This window comes from Acinetobacter bouvetii DSM 14964 = CIP 107468 (assembly GCF_000368865.1).
In the GTDB taxonomy this organism is placed as follows: domain Bacteria; phylum Pseudomonadota; class Gammaproteobacteria; order Pseudomonadales; family Moraxellaceae; genus Acinetobacter; species Acinetobacter bouvetii.
Genome location: NZ_KB849727.1, coordinates 561417 through 586651, shown reverse-complemented (window position 1 = coordinate 586651; position 25235 = coordinate 561417). Strand labels below are relative to the sequence as shown.

Annotated in this window: 22 protein-coding genes; 16 read left to right on the top strand and 6 right to left on the bottom strand. The window is 44.4% G+C overall.

Translation table 11 applies throughout. From position 1 onward, the window contains the following. The first annotated feature begins 4 nt into the window (after positions 1-4). From F941_RS09840 to F941_RS09830, 3 genes are all read left to right on the top strand, one after another. The gene (locus tag F941_RS09840; RefSeq protein ID WP_005010694.1) at positions 5-1174 is read left to right on the top strand and encodes a GNAT family N-acetyltransferase; all 1170 of its coding nucleotides are present in this window, start codon (positions 5-7) and stop codon (positions 1172-1174) included. Between the two features lie 115 nt (positions 1175-1289). Continuing rightward, positions 1290-2582, top strand: a complete 1293-nt coding sequence (locus F941_RS09835; protein ID WP_005010692.1) for a DUF945 family protein — start codon at positions 1290-1292, stop codon at positions 2580-2582. Positions 2583-2795: 213 nt separating this feature from the next. Continuing rightward, on the top strand, positions 2796-3233 hold the full coding sequence (locus F941_RS09830; RefSeq protein WP_005010691.1) for a hypothetical protein: 438 nt from the start codon (positions 2796-2798) through the stop codon (positions 3231-3233). 57 nt (positions 3234-3290) lie between these two features. Here F941_RS09830 and rlmKL read toward each other — a convergent pair whose 3' ends face one another. Then, complete coding sequence (gene rlmKL, locus F941_RS09825) at positions 3291-5495, bottom strand: bifunctional 23S rRNA (guanine(2069)-N(7))-methyltransferase RlmK/23S rRNA (guanine(2445)-N(2))-methyltransferase RlmL (RefSeq protein ID WP_005010688.1); 2205 nt, start codon at positions 5493-5495, stop codon at positions 3291-3293. Between the two features lie 213 nt (positions 5496-5708). On the opposite strand from rlmKL, the gene F941_RS09820 reads away from it, so the two are divergent. The 10 genes from F941_RS09820 (at position 5709) to F941_RS09775 (ending at position 17241) form a co-directional block, all read left to right on the top strand. Beyond that, complete coding sequence (locus F941_RS09820) at positions 5709-6302, top strand: LysE family translocator (RefSeq protein ID WP_005010687.1); 594 nt, start codon at positions 5709-5711, stop codon at positions 6300-6302. 118 nt (positions 6303-6420) lie between these two features. Continuing rightward, a complete protein-coding gene (locus F941_RS09815) occupies positions 6421-6804 on the top strand; it encodes a hypothetical protein (RefSeq protein WP_005010686.1) in 384 nt (127 codons plus the stop codon). A 442-nt stretch (positions 6805-7246) separates the two neighbouring features. Beyond that, positions 7247-8263 (top strand): aspartate carbamoyltransferase catalytic subunit, encoded by a 1017-nt coding sequence (locus F941_RS09810; RefSeq protein WP_005010682.1) that lies wholly within the window; start codon positions 7247-7249, stop codon positions 8261-8263. Between the two features lie 9 nt (positions 8264-8272). After that, entirely contained in the window at positions 8273-9508 is a 1236-nt protein-coding gene (locus F941_RS09805) for a dihydroorotase (protein ID WP_005010679.1), read from the top strand. A 169-nt stretch (positions 9509-9677) separates the two neighbouring features. Next, the gene (locus tag F941_RS09800) at positions 9678-11144 is read left to right on the top strand and encodes an OmpA family protein (protein WP_005010677.1); all 1467 of its coding nucleotides are present in this window, start codon (positions 9678-9680) and stop codon (positions 11142-11144) included. Positions 11145-11293: 149 nt separating this feature from the next. Beyond that, positions 11294-12337, top strand: coding sequence for a hypothetical protein (locus F941_RS09795; RefSeq protein WP_005010675.1), 1044 nt, complete (start codon positions 11294-11296; stop codon positions 12335-12337). Between the two features lie 164 nt (positions 12338-12501). Next, positions 12502-13278, top strand: coding sequence for a Rossmann-like and DUF2520 domain-containing protein (locus tag F941_RS09790; protein WP_005010667.1), 777 nt, complete (start codon positions 12502-12504; stop codon positions 13276-13278). A 45-nt stretch (positions 13279-13323) separates the two neighbouring features. Continuing rightward, positions 13324-13995: a class I SAM-dependent methyltransferase gene (locus tag F941_RS09785; protein WP_005010664.1), complete on the top strand. Its 672-nt coding sequence runs from the start codon at positions 13324-13326 to the stop codon at positions 13993-13995. 133 nt (positions 13996-14128) lie between these two features. Beyond that, positions 14129-15742, top strand: coding sequence for a GMC family oxidoreductase (locus F941_RS09780; RefSeq protein WP_005010660.1), 1614 nt, complete (start codon positions 14129-14131; stop codon positions 15740-15742). A gap of 71 nt (positions 15743-15813) precedes the next feature. Then, the gene (locus tag F941_RS09775; RefSeq protein ID WP_005010657.1) at positions 15814-17241 is read left to right on the top strand and encodes a coniferyl aldehyde dehydrogenase; all 1428 of its coding nucleotides are present in this window, start codon (positions 15814-15816) and stop codon (positions 17239-17241) included. Between the two features lie 66 nt (positions 17242-17307). Here the strand turns inward: F941_RS09775 and trmB are convergent, their stop codons facing one another. From trmB to F941_RS09755, 4 genes are all read right to left on the bottom strand, one after another. After that, positions 17308-18024, bottom strand: a complete 717-nt coding sequence (gene trmB / locus F941_RS09770; protein ID WP_005010653.1) for a tRNA (guanosine(46)-N7)-methyltransferase TrmB — start codon at positions 18022-18024, stop codon at positions 17308-17310. Positions 18025-18173: 149 nt separating this feature from the next. Continuing rightward, complete coding sequence (locus F941_RS09765; protein WP_005010652.1) at positions 18174-20117, bottom strand: sensor histidine kinase; 1944 nt, start codon at positions 20115-20117, stop codon at positions 18174-18176. Positions 20118-20534: 417 nt separating this feature from the next. Beyond that, positions 20535-20963, bottom strand: coding sequence for an EamA family transporter (locus F941_RS09760; RefSeq protein ID WP_005010651.1), 429 nt, complete (start codon positions 20961-20963; stop codon positions 20535-20537). A 93-nt stretch (positions 20964-21056) separates the two neighbouring features. Continuing rightward, positions 21057-22502, bottom strand: a complete 1446-nt coding sequence (locus F941_RS09755) for a SulP family inorganic anion transporter (RefSeq protein WP_026253429.1) — start codon at positions 22500-22502, stop codon at positions 21057-21059. Positions 22503-22713: 211 nt separating this feature from the next. On the opposite strand from F941_RS09755, the gene F941_RS09750 reads away from it, so the two are divergent. The 3 genes from F941_RS09750 (at position 22714) to F941_RS09740 (ending at position 24410) form a co-directional block, all read left to right on the top strand. Further along, complete coding sequence (locus F941_RS09750) at positions 22714-23325, top strand: glutathione binding-like protein (RefSeq protein WP_005010644.1); 612 nt, start codon at positions 22714-22716, stop codon at positions 23323-23325. A 167-nt stretch (positions 23326-23492) separates the two neighbouring features. Further along, positions 23493-24074 (top strand): NAD(P)H-dependent oxidoreductase, encoded by a 582-nt coding sequence (locus F941_RS09745; RefSeq protein ID WP_005010643.1) that lies wholly within the window; start codon positions 23493-23495, stop codon positions 24072-24074. 21 nt (positions 24075-24095) lie between these two features. Further along, the gene (locus tag F941_RS09740; RefSeq protein WP_005010639.1) at positions 24096-24410 is read left to right on the top strand and encodes a putative quinol monooxygenase; all 315 of its coding nucleotides are present in this window, start codon (positions 24096-24098) and stop codon (positions 24408-24410) included. 39 nt (positions 24411-24449) lie between these two features. Here F941_RS09740 and F941_RS09735 read toward each other — a convergent pair whose 3' ends face one another. Beyond that, complete coding sequence (locus tag F941_RS09735) at positions 24450-25109, bottom strand: hypothetical protein (RefSeq protein ID WP_018572964.1); 660 nt, start codon at positions 25107-25109, stop codon at positions 24450-24452. Positions 25110-25235: the final 126 nt, after the last annotated feature.

The following is a 25235-nucleotide window of genomic DNA, read 5'->3' as shown; positions in this document are numbered from 1 at the left end:
TGTCATGAATGCAGAAATATCTAATGCCTTAGAAGACAATGTTGAAAAAATATACCGTTCCGAAAGAGTGCCGCATTTTTATGTAAGGGCTGCAACGGGGGAAGATGATGTGCAGCTGAGAACATTAATTTCCGAAAATATGCCCAGCAACGGCATGGTCTTATCATTCGAGCGTAATCCAAGTTATTTACATGCAACGCATACCCAGTACAACCGTCCAGATATCAGGGTGGTTGTTCCAGAGAATCAGCCGGACAAAGTGGTTGGCATGATGAATTTAGGCTGGAAATATTGTTTTATCAATGGCAAACCGGATGTCCTTCGCTATGTTTCAGATTTGCGTTTAGATCGGGACTATCGCGGACAGAAAATTCTGCGGTTATTGATGGATTATCTGCAGGATAAATTGCCGGCAGACAGCCTGCTGGAAAGTATTGTGCTTGAAGGAAATGCGCCTGCGCGCCAAATTTTGCACGAAAAGCGGAAGGGCTTTCCTGTGCCATATCATTATGATGATATTCAGACTTTTATGGTGTCTCAGATGAAAAAGCCACAAACCTATGAGCAGTATCGTTTTGAGTGCTTAAGCCCCGAGAAGATTGCCGCAGCGAACGCTTTTGCGGATGCGATGAAAGCGCATTATAATTTTTTGCCGAATTATGACTTTTCTAACCTGATCACTGGGCATCATCCATTTTGGCGCGGATTAAAGCTGGATGATTTTCATCTTATTTATAATTTGGAAAATCAAATTGTCGGCATATATGGGTTATGGGATCAGAAGCCATTTAAGCAAACACGGGTTGTACATTATTCGTGGCCTTTGACGCTGGCCAAGCCGTTTTATAATGTATATGCACAATTTCAAGGCGCGCTGCTGCTACCGAAAAAAGATCACGCGATTGATTATCTAGTGCTGCATAGCGCCTTATGCCATCCACAGTACACCCAAGTGTTTGGCAGCCTTCTGTATCATGCCAAAAGTCAAATAAAATATTATAGAAAATACGCATTTTGCATCACTTTAGCGAAGAATGATCCTAGAATTAAGCTCATGCACAATACCCGTTCGCATGTCATTCATGCAATACATGCATTTCATAGTTTTCAGGGAGATCCTTGCGGATATTTTGACCGTTCGAAAATCAGCTATTTTGAAAGCGGTCGAATTTAGTTCACAAAATCCCCTGAAAATATGAAAAAACTATACTTTTTATTTAAAAATGTATTTTTTTGTAAACATAAATTAAATATACTGCACTGATAGAATAATCAAAAAGAGTCAAATAATGTCTAAAATTATTTGGGGTGCAGGTTTTCTTTTAGCTGCGGCGGCTTCAGGCACTGCGGCGAATTGGTATGCAGATCAAAAGTTAACATCGTATTATGAGCAGGCGCAACTGGCAAAATCCGTTGATGAGGCGAATATAAAATACAGCAATATTCAATTAGGGCCATTCAGCGGCACCGCAGACTGGGTGATGACAATTACGCCAGATCCATGCAAATCAAATGACGTTATTGTGCTGCATGGGCAGGATAAAATACACAAGAAATGGAATGGCTATGCTATCGATTCCATCTATACACTGAAATCAGGCAATGAAAAAGTCAAAGCGGCACTGCGCGGCGAACAGCATGCGGAAACTCATATTAATTGGCTGGGGAAATCCTTAACAACAGTGCATTTGCCAAGGATTGATACGCAGGCGGAAGGACTCAAAATCCGTATTGATCCCAGCCAAGTTCATATTTATGCGGCTTCACCTGCCAACGGTGAGTCTCAGGTTTCCAAACTGATTATGGATGTTCCCGCGTTTACGGTCGTTAAAGGGCCAAGTCAAATCCTAGCGCAAAAAATTCAGCTGGAAACCACGCAAGGCCTGAATCAGGCAGAAATTGAGTCGGGCTATACCCGGTTTACAATAGGCGCTTTTCAGCGTTTAGACTCTAATTTGTCGGGCGGCATTAAAAATATAGATTTGCAGCTGGATACCAAAGTCAAAGAAGGCAAAGTTTCATTTGATGGCAGTTTTAAAATCGGCGAGCTGAATGTGCCAAATTCACCGCTGACGAAAGATATTGTGATGAATTTGGACGTGCAGAATATCAGTTTGCAGCGCATGCAGGAATTATCGGCTATTTTGCAAAAGGCTCAAAACAGCTGTGCCAGCAATGAATTTCTGCAAGAGGATGCATCGAATGCTTTCCTGAATATTGTAAATGATGGGCTTGATTTCGAATCAAAGAATCAGATGCGCATGGGGGACGGCTTAGCAACGGCCAATATTGCAGGCAAAATGATGCCGGGGCATCATGGCTCTGTTCAGGCCTTTGCAAAAATGCTGCCGAGCCTACTGACCTTCAAAGCTGAGCTGGAATTTGATAAGAATCTTTTCAGGGTTCTTACCAACAGTTATGCGAAAGCGACTGAAGATAAAATGATGTCAGAACAGGATATTGAAGCAATGTTCAGCAGTATGGAAACGTCCGGGCATGCTGTGCGGTCTGGCGACAGCATTCAATTGCTGATGGATTACCAATTCGGTCAAAAGCAATTTTTAGATCCGAAGAAAAATTAATATTGAAATGACATGCAGGAAAAAGCCGCTAAATTCAGCGGCTTTTTCTTGGGCTGAAATTTCTTGCATCTGTAAATATTTTTAAATCATTAATTTATGATTTGATGTTTGATGAGAACCAGTTATCTATCGGAGAGTTAAACTGCAGATATTGTTTTAGGATTGGAAAATAGTTAGCGTGGTAATGCTATAAAAATAAAAGGAATAAGCATTATGAGGATCTATAGCCAAATATTAGGTCAATTCAAAGCAGGCATAATCGGCAGCATTCTGCTGATGCCGCTAGTGTCACATGCGGATGCAAAAATGCATTTGCCAGATCACAAGCTGGAAACTGCCGTGAGGATGAACGGCACTTTAAATCAAGATGCATTGCAGCAGGCATCTGTAGACGCTGAACAAAGCCAGACCAAGCAACTCGAGGCTTCTAAAGAAAAAGCCAGCAGCATCAATAAGCAATTACAGGAAAATAGCTTGGACGGCTCAGCGATGAGTGACTATCTGCTGCAGAAAAAAAGAGTGGGAGAGTCTATGCCTGCCGGGAAATCGGCAGATATCCCTGATGTGAGAAGAATTGTGCATCAAGAGAAGCATGAAAATATCACAATTTCATATCCTGATGGTTTAGTGGTAGAGATGAAGCACAATTAATGTGCTTCATCTTTTTTAAGCCGGGAAATAAAATATCATCTTGCCCAATTCATTTGCTTAAACAGGGAAATGCTGAATTTTCCATGCGCGGTGGATTTTGGTATTGCGTTTGAAATCCAAACCAATGGTTTCATTGCTGATTTCTTTGACATCAAACATGGCTTCAATTTCTTCATCCATCTCAAAACCGCGGTAATTGTTTGAGAAATACAGCGTGCCATCTGTCGTCAGGCGGTTCATTGCCCGTTTCAGCAGTGAAATATGGTCACGCTGTACATCAAATGTACCGTAGAATTTTTTAGAGTTAGAGAAGGTTGGCGGATCAATAAAGATCAGGTCATATTGTTCATGGCCTTCTTTTAACCATTCAAAACAGTCGCTGGCAAAGAATTGGTGCTGTTCATCTGCATGGTCGACCGTTAAGCCATTTAAGACGAAGTTTTCTTTAGACCAGTTTAAATAGGTATTTGAAAGGTCAACGCTGGTGGTGCTGGCTGCGCCGCCTAAAGCTGCATGTAAGCTGGCTGTAGACGTATAGCTGTATAAGTTCAGGAAGTGTTTGCCCTTGGCTTCTGCAGCAATGCGCAAACGCATTTGACGGTGGTCAAGGAATAAGCCTGTGTCTAAGTAGTCCGTCAAGTTAACCAGGATTTTGGCTTTGCCTTCCTGCACAATAAAGCGTTTTGACGCTGTACTTTGTTTTGAATACTGGGTTTTACCTTCTTGGCGCGCGCGGGTTTTAATAAAGATCGCATCACGCGGCAAGCCTGTTACTGCGCGGATAGAGGCCAAAGCCAAGTTGAAGCGTTTTTTGGCTTTTTCTGGATCAATTGTTTTTGGCGGCGCATATTCTTGCACATGCAAGCGGTCACCGTATAAATCTACCGCAACATTGAAGTCTGGAAGATCCGCATCGTATAGGCGCAAACAGAAGATGTTTTCTTTGACGGCCCATTTTTTCAAGTTCTGCATATTCTTTTGCAGGCGGTTGGTAAAGTCTTCCGCGCCTTCAATGGCCTCAAACTGCTGCGGCTGCCAAGTGGCTAAGAACGGCTGCGCTGCGGCCGCAGGCTTAATCACGCCAAAACGCACATAAATTGGCAATTTACCGTTCATTAAGCGCAGAATTTGCGGTTCATTAAAGGCAAGCACATCGGCCTGTTCAACGGCAGCAGCAATGACCGCTGCGTATTGATTTGGAAAATTTTTTTGCAGTAGCGCAGACAAGCCTAAGTACAGTGCGCGGTTAGACGCTTTATCGCCCAACCGTTCGCCATATGGCGGGTTCGTGACCACAAAAGCGCGTTTTCCTTCAGCGTGGAAGTCTGGCCAGTCGGCTAAAGTACGCTCTTCAATTTTGATTTGATCGAGTACAGATTCAAAACCTGCTGCAATAATATTTTGTTTGGTCGCTTTTACCGCTTCCCAGTCTGCATCAAATGCATAGAATTTTGGCAATTCTTGTTCTAATGCTTTGGCATGGCGCTCGGCAGCGTCTGCTTTAATATCCATCCACAATTCATGATTATGCCCATTCCAGCCATTAAAGCCAAAACGGCGGACTAAGCCCGGCGCACGGTCGGTCAGAATCATCAGGGATTCAATAATGAATGTGCCTGAACCGCACATTGGATCCAAAATAATTTCAGGATTGCGTTCTTTCAGTTTTGCTTTTTGCAGAATGGCTGCTGCCAAGTTTTCTTTAATTGGCGCATCTGTCATAAAGCGGCGGTAACCGCGTTTATGCAGTGAATCACCTGATAAATCTAAGCAATAAGTATGCTCAGTTTTACCTGCAAGCACATACAGGGTGATTTCAGGCTGCTTAATATCGATGCTCGGACGCTTGCCGACAGCTTCCATGAATGAGTCTACCACGCCGTCTTTAACACGCAACGTTGCAAACTGGCTATTCACCTTAATGTCGCGTTCAATATGCAAGCGCACTGCAAAAGTGCTTTGCGGCGCAAAGATCAATGACCAGTCAAAACTGATGGCGCCTTCATAGAGTTCTTCCGCAACATCACGCGCATCATGCGTAAATTCAAGCTCATGGGTATGTATTGGCATTAACACGCGGGATGCTAGGCGTGACCACATGCAAATGCGGTAAGCATCTTCGAGTGTGCCTTGGAAAATCAAACGACCCGGCAATTGTTCAATATTTTGAACTCCTAAACCCTCAATTTCCTCGCGGAGTAAGGTTTCAAGTCCATCTGCACAGGTGACCCAATATGAAGAAAGACGGGGTTTCGAATTCATGAATATTTCCAAAGACATTAAAGCAATCGCGCATTTTAGCGTATTTTGCTTACGAAAACTTGCGGATTGAAATTTTATGCGCTGAAAATTTTGAAAAATGCTAAAAAAAAGCAGAGGTGTTGTATAAAGTTGCTTGAAATATATTCAATATATCCGTATTAAAAGCAGGAGTGAATAAAAAAATATTTAAATATGCTTAGTTTGATTGTTTCCATGTTCACTTTTTCATTGTCGATGTCCATTTCACCCGGGCCTGTAAATTTAACGATTCTCAGCAGCAGTATGAATTTTGGAGCTAAGCCCACTTTTGCGTTTATTTCTGGCGCGACGTTAGGATTCACGGCGCTTTTGGCTGCAGTCTGTTTTGGCTTGTATCAGGTGATTGAGCTTTATCCTGCGCTATTAGACATCATTAGCCTTTTAGGCACAGCATTACTGGTGTGGATTGGCGTTAATATCCTGAGGGCAAAAGGGAAAACCATCCAAACTGATTTCAATGATGAATCTAAAATTCCAACGTTTATGCAAGGCGCTTTGATGCAGTGGCTGAATCCTAAAGCGTGGATCGCAGCCGTTGCAGGAACAGCTTTGTTTTCAGCTTCAGCTTATTCTTTTGCATTGGCTTTATTCATTTTGATCTATTTTTCAGTGTGTTATTTATCGCTTTTGATTTGGGGCTTTGCTGGTGAAAAGCTGGCTGTTTTTCTCAATATTGGAAATCGAGCGCGAATTTTTAATATGATGATGGGCCTGGCATTAATCATTATTTCTGTAGAAATGTGCCTTCGCCACTTTGGTATCTTTTAAGCTGAATAAGCCTTTGGCACATGTTTTGCACCATCTGTTCGTGCCTTGGGTACGCAGCATATTGCGCAATTGTGGGCACAGCTTGTGCTGACACTGTTTTAAAGGGGTGAATATTTATATGAATAATTTAATGAATAGCGGTTTTTCGGAGCATGGTGAAGCATTTTCTATCGCCACATTAATTTATGCACGTTTACGGCGCATTACTGGCCGTTTGATTGATGTTATGTATGTGGTAGAAAGCCGAGTTTATGCACAATATGTAGTAGATTTGGCTCTGGCTGCCAATGACGCAGATTTGTTGCGTCATGCAATGCGTTTAGATACGCTAATCGAGCGTGAAAACAGCATGAATCCATTGCTGGAAAATATCGATCGGCCTAACTATGCCGCAGTTCAGCAAGCGGAAGCTCCTGAAGATTTGAGCCTGCCGCGTGAGGTGACTGACGAGGAAATTTATAAGGCGCAGGTTTCACATCATTATATTGGCGCGCTGCGTTAAGTTTTAACCAAAATCATATTTTCGATTTTGGGCAGGCTTTAAAATCTATCACTTTTTAAAGCCTGTATTGTCTATTTGCTTAAAGCAATAAATGTAAAATTTAAATTTTAATAGAAGTTCAGCTTTCAGTTTAGAAGTAGACAAATGGGGGAGTTGAAAATAATTAATTATTTTGAAGCGATGGCTGAATTGACTGCGGATTTTCATTTTCATGCATTGCTGATGCCTGGCAGGAACGTAATGACAATTAAAGCAATGAAATTATAGGAATAAAGTATCGAGTATATAGATTCTGTTTAAATTATCTAATTGAATTTATGCATAGGAATTTGGGAATCTATTTTTTATTTCTGAATAAGTTTTGTGTAAACGCTGAAAACTTCAACTGCTAAACCGTAGGATTCTCTGTATAATGCGTTAACTTAACGATAAGGAATCTCTCATGCACTTGGCGGCATTGCATACACCGAGCCAGATTCAACTCAACCAAGATGGCCACTTAAAGCATTTTCTTACCATCGATGGTTTATCTAAAGAAACCCTTACAAAAATATTGGACACAGCGCAGTCCTTTTTTAATGACCAAAATCAGCTCATTACCAATAATCTGCTAGAAGGCCGGACGGTGATGAATCTTTTTTTTGAGAATTCTACCCGCACCCGCACCACCTTTGAAGCGGCGGCAAAACGCCTTTCTGCGAATGTGCTGAATATTGATATTGCCCGTTCAAGCACTTCTAAAGGTGAAACACTGCGAGATACGCTGTGGAACCTTGAAGCGATGGCCACTGATATTTTTGTGGTACGCCATTCATCTTCAGGCGCACCGCATTTTATTGCCAAAGATGTATGTCCGCATGTCGCGATTATTAATGCAGGCGATGGCCGCCATGCTCATCCAACGCAGGCGATGCTGGATATGCTGACCATCCGCCGTGAAACGAAAAAGAAATTTGAAGAAATCAGCATCGCCATCATTGGCGACATTAAGCATTCACGTGTGGCACGCTCCGATGTGGCTGCGCTGCAAACTTTGGGCTGTAAAGATATCCGTGTGATTGCGCCGAATACATTGCTGCCTTTCGGTTTTGAAGAATATGGCAGTGATGTCCGTTTGTTTAACAAAATGGAAGACGGCATTAAAGATTGCGATGTGATCATTACTTTGCGTATTCAGAATGAACGCATTGATTCACCGGCGCTGTCGTCGCAAGCTGAATTTTATAAAATGTACGGCTTGAATAAAGAGCGTTTGGCTTTGGCAAAACCGGACTGCATCGTGATGCATCCCGGCCCGATGAACCGCGGGGTTGAAATTGATTCCAGCATTGCAGATGGTCCGCAATCGGTTATTTTGCATCAGGTGACTAATGGCATTGCGGTGCGTATGGCGGTGCTGGCGTTGGCGATGCAAGGCCAGCTGCAGGAAAAAGGTTTGTTAGAAGCGATTGCGGGTTAAGGGAAAGTCATGACTATTGTAAAAATTGAAAATGTGCGTGTCTTAGACCCAATCCGTCAAACAGATGGCGTGCAAACGGTTTATATCGAAAATGGCAAACTGGTGGCGGAATCAGCGCAAATCAGTGAAACAATTGATGGCCAAGGCCTTTGGCTGATGCCAACGATGGTTGACCTGTGCGCGCGTATGCGTGAACCTGGCCAGCAGCAGCACGGCACATTAAAGTCAGAAGGTAAAGCAGCCCGTGAAAATGGGATTCTGCATGTCTTCACGCCGCCGGATTCTAAGCCGATTGTTCAGGACAATGGCGCGCTGATTCATGGCTTGGTTGAAAAAGCCATGCTGGATGGCGGCATTTATTTGCAGGTGATTGGTGCGCAGACGCAAGGCTTAAAAGGCAATCAGCCGGCCAATATGGCGGGTCTGAAAAAAGGCGGCTGTACAGCGGTATCGAATGCCAATGCGCCGTTTGCCGATGATGATGTGGTCATCCGCACACTGGAATACGCGGCGGGTTTAGAGATGACAGTCGTGTTCTATGCAGAAGAGCCTCAGATTGCCAAAGATGGCTGTGTGCACGAAGGTTTTGTCGCTTCGCGTCAGGGCCTGCCGATGATTCCGGCTTTGGCAGAAACAGTGGCTATCGCCAAGTATCTGTTGATGATTGAAGCAACGAAGGTACGCGCTCATTTTGGTTTGCTGTCATGCGGCGCTTCGGTTGAATTGATTAAACAGGCGAAAGCCAAAGGCTTGCCCGTGACGTGTGATGTTGCCATGCATCAATTGCATTTGACAGATCAGCTGATTGATGGCTTTAACTCGCTTGCGCATGTGCGCCCGCCGCTGCGTTCAGAGCAGGACAAAGAATTGCTGCGTCAGGGGTTGAAGGATGGCGTGATTGATGCCATTACCACGCATCATGAGCCACTGAGCAGTTCTGCAAAAATGGCGCCATTTGCTGAAACGCTGCCAGGCTTTACCGCTTTTGATACCTTTGTGCCTTTTGGCCTGCAGTTGATTCATGAAGGCTTGTTTGAGCCGCTGCAATGGGTTGAAAAGGTCACTGTTGCTCCTGCAAAAGTTGCCAATATGTATGATCGCTGGCTGGCGGAAGCGGGCTGGGTTCTTGTCAATCCTGCGTTGGAATGGATCATTACTAAAGACAGCATTGTTTCCAATGGTAAAAATACACCGCTGATCAATCAAGCTGCAACAGGGAAAGCCGTACGGACATTTACTGCATAAATCTTCAGTAAGTCCTTGAATGAAAAGCCAGCATCAGCTGGCTTTTTTTGTATGTGAAATTCGATTATTGAAGCAATACAATTAATTACAGAAGCAGAATTCGTTGGGCATAAACTGTTTAATTAATAAGCAAAATAAAAATGACGATAAACAGCAAAGGAACAGGCCGATGAGCAATAATTTAATTGAGATATTGAAACAGCAAGTCTCTGCAAGGGTGCTGGAAGGAGAAAGCACATTTCTTACGGAAAAAAATACGGCATTAAGTCTTTTCTATCCCATCCTGCTGAGCATTTTAAGAGGAAAGCCCCATTTAATTGAGCGTTTGAGGGATCAGCTGAATCCGCGGCTGAATGATTTATTTGAAAGCCATCCAGCCTTAAAGCCCCAGTTTTTAGATTCTCTGCGCGGCGCAGCGCCTGCGCCCGAAATTGAAAGCACATTATCCAAATCTATTCTGCCCGTCTTAGGCGTACTGGAGAATCAGGCAGGTTCTGCTGACCCGGATGCAATGGTGCATTTAATCAATACACAGCAAGATTCAGTGCACCGCGCTTTGCCCGTGTGGGCTGCTGGAATACTGGAAGCATTAGGCATTAATACAGCAATCGGGAAAACAGCCAACAAAGCGCCTGAAATTGCAGCGCCAGTGGCGGTTAAGGAGAAAAAATCCGGCGCATGGCTGCCTGTGTTAGCCCTTATCATTTTAGGGCTGCTGGCTGCGTTTTGGTATAAATCCTGTTCGAGCAAAAACAGCGTGGAAGATGCAGGGCCTCATGTGCAAAGCGCAGCGGCCCAGCCGGCATCTTTGCATCTCAGCACGAATGAACAGGGGGCGCTGGCCAGCTGCCAAATATATGTCAACAACAGCAGCTATATCGATATTTTACAGCAGCAAGTGAAACAGATTTTTAGCAGTCCTGCAGGCTGTGGCGCATCGGCGGACGCTGGCTACCATACCGTATATACGGATCAGGATGCCATTCCATCGGTATTGAAGCTTATTGAAGGCATACCCAATGTCTCCTTGAATTGGGTCGGTGAACAATTGTCGATTCAAGCAGCCAACCCGCAGGATGCTGAACGGTTAGCCGGTGACATTAAGAAAATTGCAAAAAACATGAATATTTCGGTTCAGAAACCTGTTGATATCAATACAGCCGTGAATAATAGTATTTCTGAGGCGCAAAAGGCGCTAGCTGCAATTAATCCTGAGCATATTCGCGCACTGGATGTTGCGACTGCATTGAATATGCAAATTATTAATTTTGCTGCGGGCTCTGCAGAGATTCCTGAAGCCAACAAATCAATCCTGGATCAGGCTGCCGCTTTAATGCAGCGCGCGAAGCAGGTCGAACTTACTGTAATGGGGCATACTGATGCGACAGGCAGTGCGGCGGCCAATAAAAAATTGTCTCAGGCCAGAGCCCAGGCTGTTGTGGATTACCTTATTGGCAAGGGTGTAGATCCGGCGCAATTGAGGGCTGTCGGCATGGGGCAGGAAAAACCGGCAGCAGAAAATGCCACAGAGGAAGGCCGGTTTAAAAACCGCCGCATTGAGTTTGAAGTGTTGAATAAAGATACAGGCGTGGCGCGTACAGTAGATGAACAGGGTGTGAAAGAATATTCTTATTAACGCCATGCATGCCGTGCAGTAATGTTTTAAGCAGCTCTTTAATTCTGAAAAATCCTTGCACTGGCTGCAGGGTTTTTTCAAGAAGCTATGGTCAAGATGCTGAGTTTTTGATTTAATACGCGAAAATTATAAAACAGTATGGTTAAAAGATGATAAATAAAAACTTAATGATCGGCCTCATGTGCAGTACTGCAATGTTTTCAGGCTGTGATTATTTTAAAAATAAAAAAGATAAAGCCGCTTCAGAAGAACCGAAAACACAGCAAGTGACAGATTTCAGCTGTACAGCGCCAGCAAATGTAGAGCAGCTGCAGGATTATTTGAAGGAAGAATATCTTAAGGATTTAGATCAGCGCCTGCGCCAGTCATCTTTTGAAGCAGATCAGGCCTTATTGGATAAAATCCGCAAAAATATAAAGTTTGAAATTACCCATATCAGCACAAAGACGGAAAATCCTGAGCAGGCTAAAACCTTGGACTGCAGCAGTTTAGTGACAGCAATCTTGCCAAATGGCCTGCAAAAGCGGGCTGAAAATGCGTTTATGGATGCGCCGTGTGAGGAGTGTGAAGGTGAAGCAGCGGATAACACGACGACGCTGCAAGATTATCTGGGCAGTTCGTTTGCCGGCCTGACTTTGAAAAATGACCGTCTGAATGGCATCGATTTTATTTATCATATTGATAAGTCTGATAAAGATGAGATCAGCATGACCATGGAAAATCATTCAGTCATCAGCCAGTCCGCATATTTGACTGAATTGGCGGTGCAGTATGCATCATATATGAAGGCCAATGAACAAAATAAAGAAGAGTCTAAAAAATATGTGGAAGAGGATACTGCGCAGCGTGAACTGGCGCAAAAGGCCTTAGATGTGCGTCAAAAAGAAATTGATGGTGAACAGAATGCTTCGGTAGAGAAGCTGAACGCTGCTTGGGACCGTTTGACGGCAGAGCAGAAAACTTCCCAGCAGCAGGATCAGTCAGATTGGTTCGAAAAGCGTGATGTGGACTGTAAAGTGCTGTCGCAAAAAAGCGTACATCAGGTGGATGACAAAGAGTTAGAGACTTACCAAAAGAAATCTGACTATTGGAATGATGCGATGTCTGCACAGAATCAGGCGATTCAATACAGCAAATGCTTTATCCAAAAAACCAAAGAGCGCACGGTCTATTTGAACAATCTGTTTAATTAATTTATAGCCGCTGCAGCATTGTTTGCCGCGGCAAGCAATAGCGCCTTATTGAATTGAAAAGTGCGGGGATGAATGCAGCTGCGGTAAATTAATCTGAAGGACGAATTGATTCGTCCTTTTTTTGTAGGCATGCTTAGGCATCATTTTAATAATGCAGCGGAATTATGCGGATCAGTTTTATTGGCGCAGGGCGGGTGGCGCATCATTTGGCGCGGGCTTTAAAGGAGCGGCACCAAATTGTTCAAATCTGCAGCCGGAAATATGAACATGCAGCCGCGCTGGCGCAGGCGGTGGGCGCTGAAGCGGCAACGTCATTCAGTGCCTTGAAGGCCGAGATTGATTTATTGATTATTGCCGTGAGTGACAGCGCAATTGCAGACGTGATTCAATCTGTTCACCGCTATGCGCCAGAAGTCTTGATTGCGCATACATCCGGCAGCACAGACATTGCCAAATTAACCGCAGTTCATCCTAGAGCTGGCGTGCTGTATCCTTTGCAAACCTTCAGTTTTGAACGTGAAATTGATTGGGCGCAAACCCCGGTATTTATAGAAGCTGCAGAGCTGCAGGATTCAGCCATATTGAATGCATTGGCAAATGAGCTCAGCCAGCGGGTATATGAATACACTTCAGCGCAGCGCCTGAGCCTGCACTTGGCGGCGGTTTATGCCTGCAATTTTGCCAATTACTGCTACGACATGGCGAAACAGGTTGTCGATGCGCAGCAGGTCGATTTCAGCCTGCTGTATCCGCTGATATTGGAAACCGCGCAAAAAGCCACTGCAGCTGATCCTAAGGCAATGCAGACAGGCCCAGCCATGCGGGGAGACAAAAATATTATCGCCATGCATGCAGAAATGCTGGAACAATCACAGCGTCAAGATTTGAAAGCGGTTTATGCACTTCTGAGCGAACAAATTTTAAAACGGCATCACTCATGATTTTATTGAAACAATTAATGGCAGGTGCTTGAGAAGGAGCGGATTTTGGCAAAGGATTTTAGCAGTCAGCAGGTGGTTGATGGTTATGACCAGCATATTCGAAAATTGATTCCGGGCTATGAGCTGGCGCATCAGCAGATCTTGGCAATTTTACAGGGATATCTGCCAGAGAAATCCAATGTGCTGATTATTGGTGCAGGGACTGGCTATGAATTGGGTTATCTGCTGCAGGCTTTTCCGAAGTGCAGATTTACCGTGACAGAATTGTCCCAGCCGATGCTGGAAAAAGCGCGGCACTATGCGGCGCCGTGGAATGCCGATCAGCGGGTAAATTTTGTTTTGGGCCCGCATACGGCATTGACTGAGCAGGGAGGTTTTGATGCCGTGCTTTCGGTACTGGTAACGCACTTCGTTCCTTTTTGCGAAAAACTGGGTTTCTTGCAGGGCGCACAGCAATGTTTGAAATCCAGCGGGATTTTTTTGACATTTGATTTAATGCAGTTTCATGACCAGCAGGAAGCGATGGCCTTAAAGCGGCTGTGTGAAATGAACGGTTTGGCGGAAAAGCAAACACAAGCTATGCTGCATCGGATGAATGACGATTTTTATGCTTTAACGGAATTGGACACTTTGGCGCTGTTGCAAGAAGCCGGCTTTAAGCAGATGTCTTCATTTACGCAAATTTTATGCTATCAGGGTTTTATTGCGGGTAAGTAAAATCATCTTTAGGTTCAGCAGCTGTTTATATAAAAAAATGACCTTTAAGTGAAATACGTGATGACGTTTTTTACAGATATATGCTATTAAAATAAAAGACAGACATGAAAAATAAAAATCAAAGGAAAACAAAATGCAAAAGGAATTTGACTACATTATTATCGGCGGAGGCAGTGCCGGCAGTGTATTGGCCAGCCGTTTAACGGAAGACCCGAATATTTCTGTTTGCCTGCTGGAAGCTGGGGGGCAAGGCGACAGCTGGACGGTGAATATTCCTGCGGCCTGTGTTGTAAGCCTGCCAACAAAAATCAATAACTGGGCCTTTGAAACGGTGCCTCAGGCAGGCCTGAATGGCCGAAAAAGCTATCAGCCGCGCGGCAAATGCCTCGGCGGATCATCCGGCATTAATGCCATGATTTACATCCGCGGAAACCGCGCCGATTATGATCATTGGGCAGCATTGGGAAATGCAGGCTGGTCGTATGACGAGGTGCTGCCGTACTTTATCAAATCTGAAAATAATGAACGCATTGAAAATGAATTTCATGGCAATGCAGGGCCGCTTTCAGTCAGTGATGTGCGTACCGACAATCCGATCCATCAGCGCTATATGGCTGCAGCGGAAGCGCAAGGCTATAAAGTTCTGGATGATTTTAATGGCGCAGAACAGGAAGGTTTGGGCGTATATCAAGTGACCCATGTGAACGGTGAGCGCTGCAGTGTGGCCCGGGGCTATCTTTTTCCGCACTTAAGCCGCCCGAATTTAATCGTGCTGACACAGGCCATAACACATAAAATTCTGATCGAGAACAAAATAGCGGCGGGTGTGGAAGTGCAGCATGCAGGGCAAATCAAACAGCTGCATGCGCGTAAAGAAGTGCTGCTGTGCGCAGGAGCAATTCAGTCTCCGCAAATTCTGATGCTGTCAGGAATTGGCGATCAGGCGGAATTGAATGAGCATCAAATTGAAGTGAAGCACCATTTGCCAGGCGTCGGTAAAAACTTTCATGATCACCCTGATTTTATTTTCGGCTATACCGTGAAAGATACCGCCAATACATTTGGTGTGTCCATGTCTGGCTCCTTGGGGATGATCAAGCAGATTAAGCGTTACCGCAGCGAACGCCGCGGCATGATTGCATCCAACTTTGCGGAGTGCGGCGGCTTCTTAAAAAGCGATCCTGCATTGGACATTCCAAATTTGCAGCTGCATTTTGTGATGGCGCTTGTTGATGATCATGCGCGTAAATTCCACGCCAGCCATGGCTTATCCTGCCATGTGTGCTTATTGAATCCGCGGAGCCGGGGCAGTGTGCAGCTGAGCGGCAATAAAATTACCGATCCGCTAAAAATCGATCCGAACTTTCTAGGCGATGCCGGTGATGTGGAGGACTTGGTTCAAGGCTATAAGCTGACACAGCAGCTAATGCAGTCTCCATCTTTATCTGAACTGTATAAGCAGGATTTATTTACTGCGGATGTGCATACAGATGATGATATCCGCAATATTTTAAGGGCGCGGGTGGATACGGTGTACCATCCTGTAGGCAGCTGTAAAATGGGCATCGATGAAATGGCGGTCGTTGATCCGGAGCTGCGCGTGTACGGCATTGGCCAGTTAAGGGTCATTGATGCCTCTATTATGCCCACAGTTGTGAATGGCAACACGAATGCGCCTGTGGTGATGATTGCTGAAAAAGCAGTGGATTTGATTCGTCAGAGCCAGATTTATAAAGATGTGGCTTGATCAGGCAAAGCACGGTACTGACGAAGATTGAAATACACCTATTTTGCAAAGATTAAATAAAGGAAAAATGCATGGCAATGGAACAGCAGCAGGCGCAAGCAGGGAATAGCGCTGCTTTAGAGCAGATTTTTACACAGCAGAAATTGGCATTTAAAGCGCAAAGCTACCCCAGCTATGAACAGCGCAAACAGAATTTACAGACCCTTTACCAAATGCTGGTTGATCACCAAGACGAGATCGCTGCCGCAATCAGCCGCGACTTTTCCAACCGCAGTGCCGATGAAACCCGATTATTTGAAGTAATGACCAGCTTAAACGGCATTAAGCACAGCTTGAAATACTTGAAAAAATGGATGAAGCCCAGCAAGCGCGATGTCGGTATCTTGTTCCAGCCTGCTAAAGGCTATGTGCTGTATCAGCCTTTGGGCGTGGTTGGCGTGATTGTGCCTTGGAATTATCCATTATTTTTAGCTGTAGGTCCGCTGGCTCAGGCACTGGCTGCTGGCAATAATGTCATGCTGAAAATGAGTGAATTTACCCCGGACTTTTCTGTACTGTTTAAAAGGCTGATTGCGGACAATTTTAGGGAAAGTCATGTCACTGTAATTACAGGCAATGCACAAATTGCGCAGCAGTTTACCCATTTGCCTTTTGATCACTTGCTATTTACAGGGGCGACTTCAATTGCTTCGCATGTATTGCATGCTGCGGCAGACAATTTAACGCCAGTCACCTTAGAGCTTGGAGGCAAGTCGCCTTCTATTGTTGCGCAGAATGCAGATTTAAAAGAGAGCGCCCGCCGCATTGCTTTCGGTAAAACCATGAATGCAGGCCAGACCTGTGTGGCGCCAGATTATGTGCTGGTGCACAGCAGTCAGCAAGATGCCTTTATTCAGGCTTATATGGATGCGCTTAAGCAGTTTTACCCAAACAGCATTGAAGGCAATCCTGACTATACAGCTATTGTGAATGTGCGTCAGTTTGAGCGGCTGCAGCATTATCTCACTGATGCGCATGCCAAAGGCGCGCAGCTTGTTCAGGAGCATGCTGCGCCGGATGGGCGCCGTATGCCGCATGTTGTAGTGACGAATGTCAATGATGATATGGCGCTGATGCAAAATGAAATCTTTGGGCCGATTTTGCCGATTGTCTGCTATCAACAGATTGATGAGGCGATTGAATATGTCAATGCGCGTGAACGCCCTTTGGCTTTGTATTATTTTGGCTATGACAAAGCAGAACAGCAGAAGGTACTGCATGAAACGCACAGCGGCGGCGTTTGCCTGAATGAAACACTGATGACTGCAGGGATGGAAGATATGCCGTTTGGCGGTATTGGCGCTTCAGGCATGGGGCATTATCACGGACATGAGGGTTTTAAAACCTTCAGCCATGCCAAGTCAGTTTTTGTACGGCCCAAATTCAGTTTGATGAAGCTGATTTATCCGCCTTATGGAACATTTATTCAGAAGCTGATTTACCGTTTGTTTATCCGTTAAATGAACTTCCCATTTAAAGCATAAAAAAAAGCGCTCAATGGAGCGCTTTTTTTTATGCTTTGGCAATTAACCGATTTTCTTAAAAAGGAAGTCATTAATCTTATGCCCAGCTTCTAAGCCGCGGCGTTCAAATTTAGTTTGCGGACGCCAGTCCGGGCGCGGGTAGCTGTTGCCTTTGCCTGCCACATTTTCTAAATTTGGACGGTTGTCCAGCACATCCAGCATCCATTCAGCGTAGGGTTCCCAGTCAGTTGCGGCATGGAAAGTGCCGCCGAGTTCCAGCTTTTGCTCTACCAGTGGCATACGGTCATGCGATACGAAGCGGCGTTTGAAGTGGCGTTTCTTCTGCCATGGATCAGGGAAATATAGCTGTACGGTATTGATGCTGTTGTCAGGCATTTCGCGCAGCACTTGAATGGCATCGGCATCTAAGACGCGCAAGTTTTTCAGCTCAGACATCCCGGCTTCAAAAACACATTGTGCAATACCCGGCACATGCACTTCAATGCCGACAAAGTTGCGTTCCGGGTTTGCTTTAGCCATCAGGACTAATGAACGGCCCATACCGAAACCAATTTCAACCGTCAGCGGACGCTCAGGGTGTTCGAAATGCTGACGTAAATCGCCGACAGGATATTCCAAAATTAAGTGACCATATTGTTCAAGCGCAGTACGTTGAGAGGTGTTCAGCGGAGTTGAGCGGCGCATAAACGTCACGATTTCACGCTGTTCGCTTAAATTGTCCAGCTCTACGACTTGCTGGTCTAATTGATCGTTCGACATAACTTTGGCAAATCTAAAAAATTCAGAATGCGGTATTTTAAGTCCTGAGCTGAACAAGTCAAACTTTTTGCCTTGATTTTATCTTTAAAACCTTCTTGTCTGAGCGGCAGATGGATAGGATTGGCAAAATATCAGGCGTGCCTATTTCATCATGCTTCAGCAGAAGCTTTATGTTTCGGGGCTAAAGGCAAGCTGACCTGAATACTGGTGCTGCCGAATTGCGAAGCTATATCGAATGTGCCGCCTAAACGGCTAATGCGGGCGCGCATGCTTTGCAGTCCGACATGCAATCCAGCATCTACAGTTTGCGGGTCAAAGCCAGCGCCATTGTCGTGAATGCGCATGAGCAATTCATGATTGCCTGTTTGGGTTAAAGAAACCGACACTTTTGAAGCTTGGCTGTGTTTGAGAATGTTGGTCAGGGCCTCTTCTGCAACGCGGGTTAAGGTTAGGCACTGCAGCGCTGTAGGCAGTTTTTTCCAGGTTGGCTCAAAAGACCATTGTGAAAGGATCTCTATTTCTTCAAACAGCTGGACAAATCTGTGGCGAATCGGCGCAGCCCATTCAATAGGCGTATCAGGAACTTTAGCGGAAAGGCTAGATCCTGTATCAATCACTTGGCGCAGATCACTGCGCAGCATTTTTAGAATAGACATCACTTGAGGCTTATTGATTTGTTCATTGCGCTCCAGTGTGATGATGGAACGGACAATAGAGCCGCCTAAGCCATCATGCAGGTCATGCGAAAGGTGTATGCGTTCCTGCAGGCGGGCATTTTCCAGCGCCAGTTTGTGCTGTAGGCCTAAAGACTCAGTGAGTTCACTTTTGGCGCGAATGATATTTTCATTTAGAGTTTTATTAAAAGCCGCAATTTCACGTGAGTCACGGGCTAAGCGGAATGCCAAAATTATGCCGATGGACATTGATGAAAAGGGCGCAGTATAGGGCGACAGCGGCTGACCTTGCAAAGTGGTCATAAATATTGCGTCATTAATCGCAATAGGAATAAACACGAGATATGTCACAGACATAAAATAGGTTTCAGTGATTTTAGACTTATAGGCGATATAAGGATAAGTCAGGCATTTTGCTAAAAAGATCAGCACGGCAAGGCCGAAAAAAACCTGCATGGTTTGATTGATATAGGCATCAGGCGCAAAGGCAATTACAGCGGCTCCGCAAAAGGCAAAGGCATACAGTACTTTTTCAATTTTAGGAAATGACTTGCGTGCAAAGCGCCATGCGCCCAAACAGCCAGCAACCACATAAAAGCAGAAAATAATATTCTGCAGGCGGTCTGCATCAGTGCTGTTCAAATAGGGCAGAGGCTCTGAATACACGACCAGTGTGCTGTACAGCACCCAGGCAATCGATACCAGTGCAAACCATAAAAATGCGGAATCATTGCGCGCTATGACCCAAACCAAGAAGCAAATAATGGCAATCACTAAATTCAGCATTGCGTTTAAATAAGGCAAGGTTTTCTTCTCAAGGACCCATTTACTATAGGCTTGATAAATACTTGCATAATCGCCAATCAGCACTTGGCCTAGGCCCGACTTTTGGGTCAAGCTGCCTTGTACTTGTACCCACAGAATATTTTCACCTTGATGCAGGCTTGAGGCTGGAATATTCCATAAATGCGGTGTAACGGCATTGCGTGCAATAGGTTCTTCAGTTGAAATATCTTGCCAAAGCAGGTCATTATTAATAAATACTTGCCCCGTCTGTGTAATGCTTTCAATGGCCAGTGCCAAAGGCGAGTTTTGCGCAGGATTTTGACAGCTATAGCTGAAAATAATTTTGTACCATGCCTTGCTGTGATAGTCAGGCCAGCGCTTTTCCCACTGATCAGGCAGTTTTTCCAGCGTAACCCAGCCTTGAGCAGGGCGCTGTATTTCCTGATTTGGATTGCTTTGCGCGGTTTCTATGCGCTGTATTTTTGCCTGACATTCTGCAGCGCCGCTGTGCTGCTGCGAGGATGCAAAAACGCTGCTGGATACCCCAATGAAACTCGCAAACCAAATGAAGCACGCAATGATGGCATGCTTGATCAGATTGGAACGATATTCAGAGTCTTTCAGCTCAATCACAGGTGTTTCCCCAAACCTTATGTTAAAACTAGACAAAATATGACACTTAGCTGAAATCAGAAAGCCGGCAAATGAAATACTGTAAATGCTTAATTTATAATTTTTTTTAGGAAAAATATATAGATAATTACCCTGAGCGTTCAATAAGGCGCTTAGACAGGGCTGTTGATGCCGCTTGGATGGAAACGGATTCTGCGCATCTATTTTGCAATTTCAAAAAGGTGAAGTTGGATTTGCTCAGTATGGAGGCGGTCAATTAAGGCGCTGCTGGCTTTATTGCCATAAGGGCAACCAACGCTGCTTGGCCAAATTTGCGATTAGACATCTGACCGATTAACAATAACGTGTATGAGTAAGGCGTAATCATAAGTTTATAGGAAACTTGGATGATAGGAGGCATTAAAAAATATCGAGCGTTTATTTTAATGCAATAGTGAGTACGCCAAGGGCAATGAGGATGATCCCCAGATATTCTTGAACGCTGGGCCGTTCACCTAAAAAAAGTACAGCAAATAGGGTTGCCAACACGACACTGAGCTTATCAATCGGTGCCACTTGCGATACCTGACCCAGCTGTAGGGCGCGAAAATAACAAAGCCATGATGCGCCAGTGGCGAAAGCAGATAATGTTAAAAACAGCCACGTTTTGCCTGAGAGTAGCAAGGGATTCTGCCACTTACCAAAGCCCCAAACCAATAAACTTAATACAAATGCAATAATTATGGTGCGAATTAGTGTTGCTAAGTCAGAATCAATCTGCCGCAAGCCTACTTTGGCAAAAATAGCAGTTAAGGCAGCGAAGCAGGCAGAAAATGCGGCCCACACCAGCCAATGATTCATATTCATATTGTTGCCTATATTTTTAGTTTTGAACTGCTATCGCATAGGTGGTTTTATTTATGATAGCAGTAATGGCTTCATTTTTATTTTAGTAAAAAACTAAAGCGGATTGCAGCGGTCAATTAAGGTGCTGCTGGCTTCATTTACTCCTATAATTTCAACGTCAATATGCTGATCTTTAAACTTCTGAATTACGGTATTCAGCATATTCACTGAAGTCATATCCCAGATATGGGCATGAGTCAGGTCAATGATGACCTTGTGCAGATCTTCTTTAAAATTGAAAAATTGAAAAAACTTATCTGAGCTGCTAAAAAAGATTTGTCCGTAAATGCTGTATGTGCGGATATTGCCGCTGCGCTCAGATTGCACTTTGACTTCACTTTCCAGTTTGTTAATGATGAACAGGGCAGAAAGCAAGACGCCAACCAACACACCCAAAGCCAAATTGTGCGTTGCCAGCACTACAATAACCACGGCAAGCATCACCGCATTAAACGAAGCCGGATGCTTGCGGAATTGCTTGATTGAGCCCCACTGGAAGGTGGTAAAAGACACCATGACCATAATCGCGACTAAAGCCGCCATAGGCACATAGGCCAGCCAGTCTTTAAAAAATACCACCAGGCACAGTAAAAAAACGCCTGCCACTAAAGTGGATAAACGGGTGCGTGCCCCTGAAGAAACATTAATAATTGATTGGCCGATCATGGCGCAGCCAGCCATGCCGCCCATAAATCCGCTGATGATATTGGCAAAGCCTTGCCCGCGGCATTCCTGATGGCGGTCGCCTTCAGTGCCAGTCACTTCATTGATGACGGTTGTGGTCATCATGGTTTCGAGCAAACCGACAGTGGCCAAGGTCATAGAATAAGGCAAGATGATCTGTAAGGTTTCTAAATTCAGCGGGATTTCTGGAATCAGGAAAATCGGCAAGGTATCAGGGAATTGCCCTAAGTCGCTGACGGTACGCATATCAGCGCTCAGCAAAAGCGCCAAACCGCTTAGAACAACAATACAGACGAGTGGCGAAGGAATGGTTTTGCCGATTTTAGGAATGTATGGAAACAGATAAATAATCGCGAGGCCCAGCGCCATAAATAAATAGCCTAAGCTATCCATCTGGCTTATTTCAGGAATCTGCGCCGCAAAAATTAAGATGGCCAGCGCATTGAGAAAGCCATACACAACAGACTGCGAGACAAAGCGCATCAGCTTGGCGACTTTAAAATACCCCGCAATGACTTGTATCACACCTGTTAATACGGTAGCGGCCAGCAAATACTGCAAACCATGCGCTTTGACCAGTGTAATCATCAGCAGGGCCATAGCGCCAGTCGCTGCTGAAATCATGGCGGGACGTCCGCCTAAAAAGGCAATGGTGACGGCAATGCAGAAAGATGCATACAAACCGACTTGCGGGTCTACGCCGGCAATAGCGGAAAAAGCGATAGATTCAGGAATCAGCGCCAGCCCTACGACTAATCCTGCCAGTACATCTGTACGTATATTGGAAAACCACTCTTCTTTTTTAAAAACCACAATTTTTTCATCAAAATTAAATCAGGCGTATGGTAAATCATCATGAAGCAAAATTGCATCGCAGATTCACTTGAAAAAAGCTGTAATTTAGACAATATTCAAAGCGTAAAGGTTTTTATCCATTTACGCTTTTTTGCAATTTATAGGTGTGATCACTTGAAAGTTTGTTAGAAGCGATTTAAAACAGTTAATAGTGTAATAACAAGGATCAGATATGAAGCTTTACTATTCTCCAGGCGCTTGCTCATTGGCATCGCATATTATTCTAAATGAAATTAATGTTGATTTTGATTTGGTTCGCGTCGATCTAAAAACACATAAAACAGAAAAGGGCGCAGATTATTATGAAATTAATCCTAAGGGCTATGTCCCGGCTTTAGAGATTAATCCAGGCTTGATCCTTACTGAAAATGTTGCAATTTTACCGTTTCTTGCACAGCATGATCCGAAGCAAGATTTGATTCCGCCGTCGGGTTTGGGCCGCGCCAAGGTTTTGGAGTGGCTGGGCTATTTAAACTCAGAATTGCATGATGCCTATGCGGTGTTTTTTGGCGCGCCGCTGAATGATGAGGCCAAGGCAAAAGGCTATGCAGAAATTGACCGCTTGTTGAGCTATATCGATAAAGCGATCAGCGAATCAGACAATGATTACTTGGTGGATGATAACTTTGGGCCAGCGGATGCATACCTATTTGTATTAACAAACTGGTCGAATTTGATTCATCATGATTTAACGCCGTATAAAAATATTATTGCACTTCGCAATAAGGTCGCCGCGCGCCAGTCTGTGCAAATTGCGATGCGGGACGAAGGCTTAATTCCTTAAAAAATAGCTTTAAAACGCCAGATGATAAAAAAACGCCCTTGGGCGTTTTTTTATGCCTTTACTCTGATTGCTGATTTTTACTCAATAATATTTTGCGCATTCAGGAATTTTTAACAGCATTCATTGCCGCTATAGTGCCTGCAGTACTTAATATTCAAGGCTTAGACATGAGTAACATCTTAATTGTAAATGGCGCCAAAACATTTGCGCATTCAAATGGTGAGTTGAACGATACCCTGACTGATTTAGCGGCATCTGTTCTGGCTGATTTGGGGCATCAGGTTAAAATTTCCCGTGCAGATTCCAATTATGATGCGAAGGATGAAGTGCAGAATTTTCTTTGGGCGGATGCTGTCATTTACCAAATGCCAGGCTGGTGGATGGGCGCACCTTGGACCGTCAAGAAATATATTGATGATGTTTTTACCGAAGGGCACGGCAGCTTATATGCAAGTGATGGCAGATCGCGTTCTGATGCCTCTAAAAAATATGGTTCCGGCGGTTTAATTCAGCATAAAAAATATATGCTGTCATTAACCTGGAATGCGCCGATGGCGGCATTTAATGAACCTGACCAGTTCTTTCATGGTGCGGGTGTGGATGGGGTGTATCTGCCGTTTCATAAAGCCAATCAATTTTTAGGATTGCAGGCGCTGCCGACATTTATTGCAAATGATGTCATTAAGGCGCCAGCTGTCGAAGCTTACAAAGCGCAATACCGTGAACATTTGATACAGGCTTTTGCTTAATTGGCAATCAAGGAAACTATTATGCTCACTGTTGTTGCAGAAATTCTATGTGCTGAAGAAACTAATTTTGTCAGGGTGCTTGAGTCATTTAAAAAGATCCGTCCGCGGGTTTTACAGGAAGCGGGCTGCTATGGCTATGACATTTATATTGATGATCTGTCAGGTGAAAGCGCTATGCAGGCGAAAGTTCCATATTCCATTATTATGTATGAAAAATGGGAAACGCGGCAGGATCTGGAAACGCATATGCACAGCGTTAATATGAAAGCGCATCAAGAGGCAATACAAGGCGCTGTATTGCAGGTTCAAGTGCGCATACTGGAACAAGTGGTATGAGTTGATTGCATTTGTAAAATAGCCCGTCGCAGGGCTATTTTACTCAAACTCATCATGTTCATTAAATTGTATTTGCTCAAGGCTCAGTGAATATTTATTTTTTAATTTTGACCATTCTACTTTAACAGGCTGCGCAGTTTCTGAAAATTCATTTTCTCCAGATGTGCTTTTTATTTTTCCTGTTAAGAAATTGATACTGCGTGCGCTGATATCGCCTGATGCGCGATGAAAGTCATTGCTGTCCAGGCCAATCAATTTAAATGCATGGTTTTGATATTTGAAGGTATAGGTCTGATTAGTGACGTACCATGAGCCGCAGCTGAGCCAATAATGGAAGCTGATTTTAAGCAGGCCTTTCTGAATGACTAAGGTTTCACCTTCACCCAATGGGTCAGCGAGGCAAGGAGCATCGGCATCACCTTCGGTCGGCAAGCTTTGGTTGCTGGCAGCCAGCTGATAGCCTTGCTGTGACTGCAGCAGCACCATCAATTTCCGCGGATTCAGGTTGAGTTTGTCACTGCCCAAGTTTTCATTTAAGACAATCTTTTTCGGGTCAGTATCTTCGATAATGACAGCAAGATCGGGCAGTCCGTCCGCATTCAAGTCGCCTTGGGTTGTTTTGAGGACTTTCCAATGTTCAGGAATAAAGGACTGATAGCTTGTTGAAGCAGGCTTTTGTGCTGAAATGCTGCTGATCATTAAAGACGCGGCAATAAAACAGAAGAGTCGTTGTTTTAATAGCATGTTTTGGCCCTTTTAAATTTTTTGTAGAACATGCAGCAGCATATCAAATGCTGGAAATAAAATTTGAAAGCAATCAAGGAT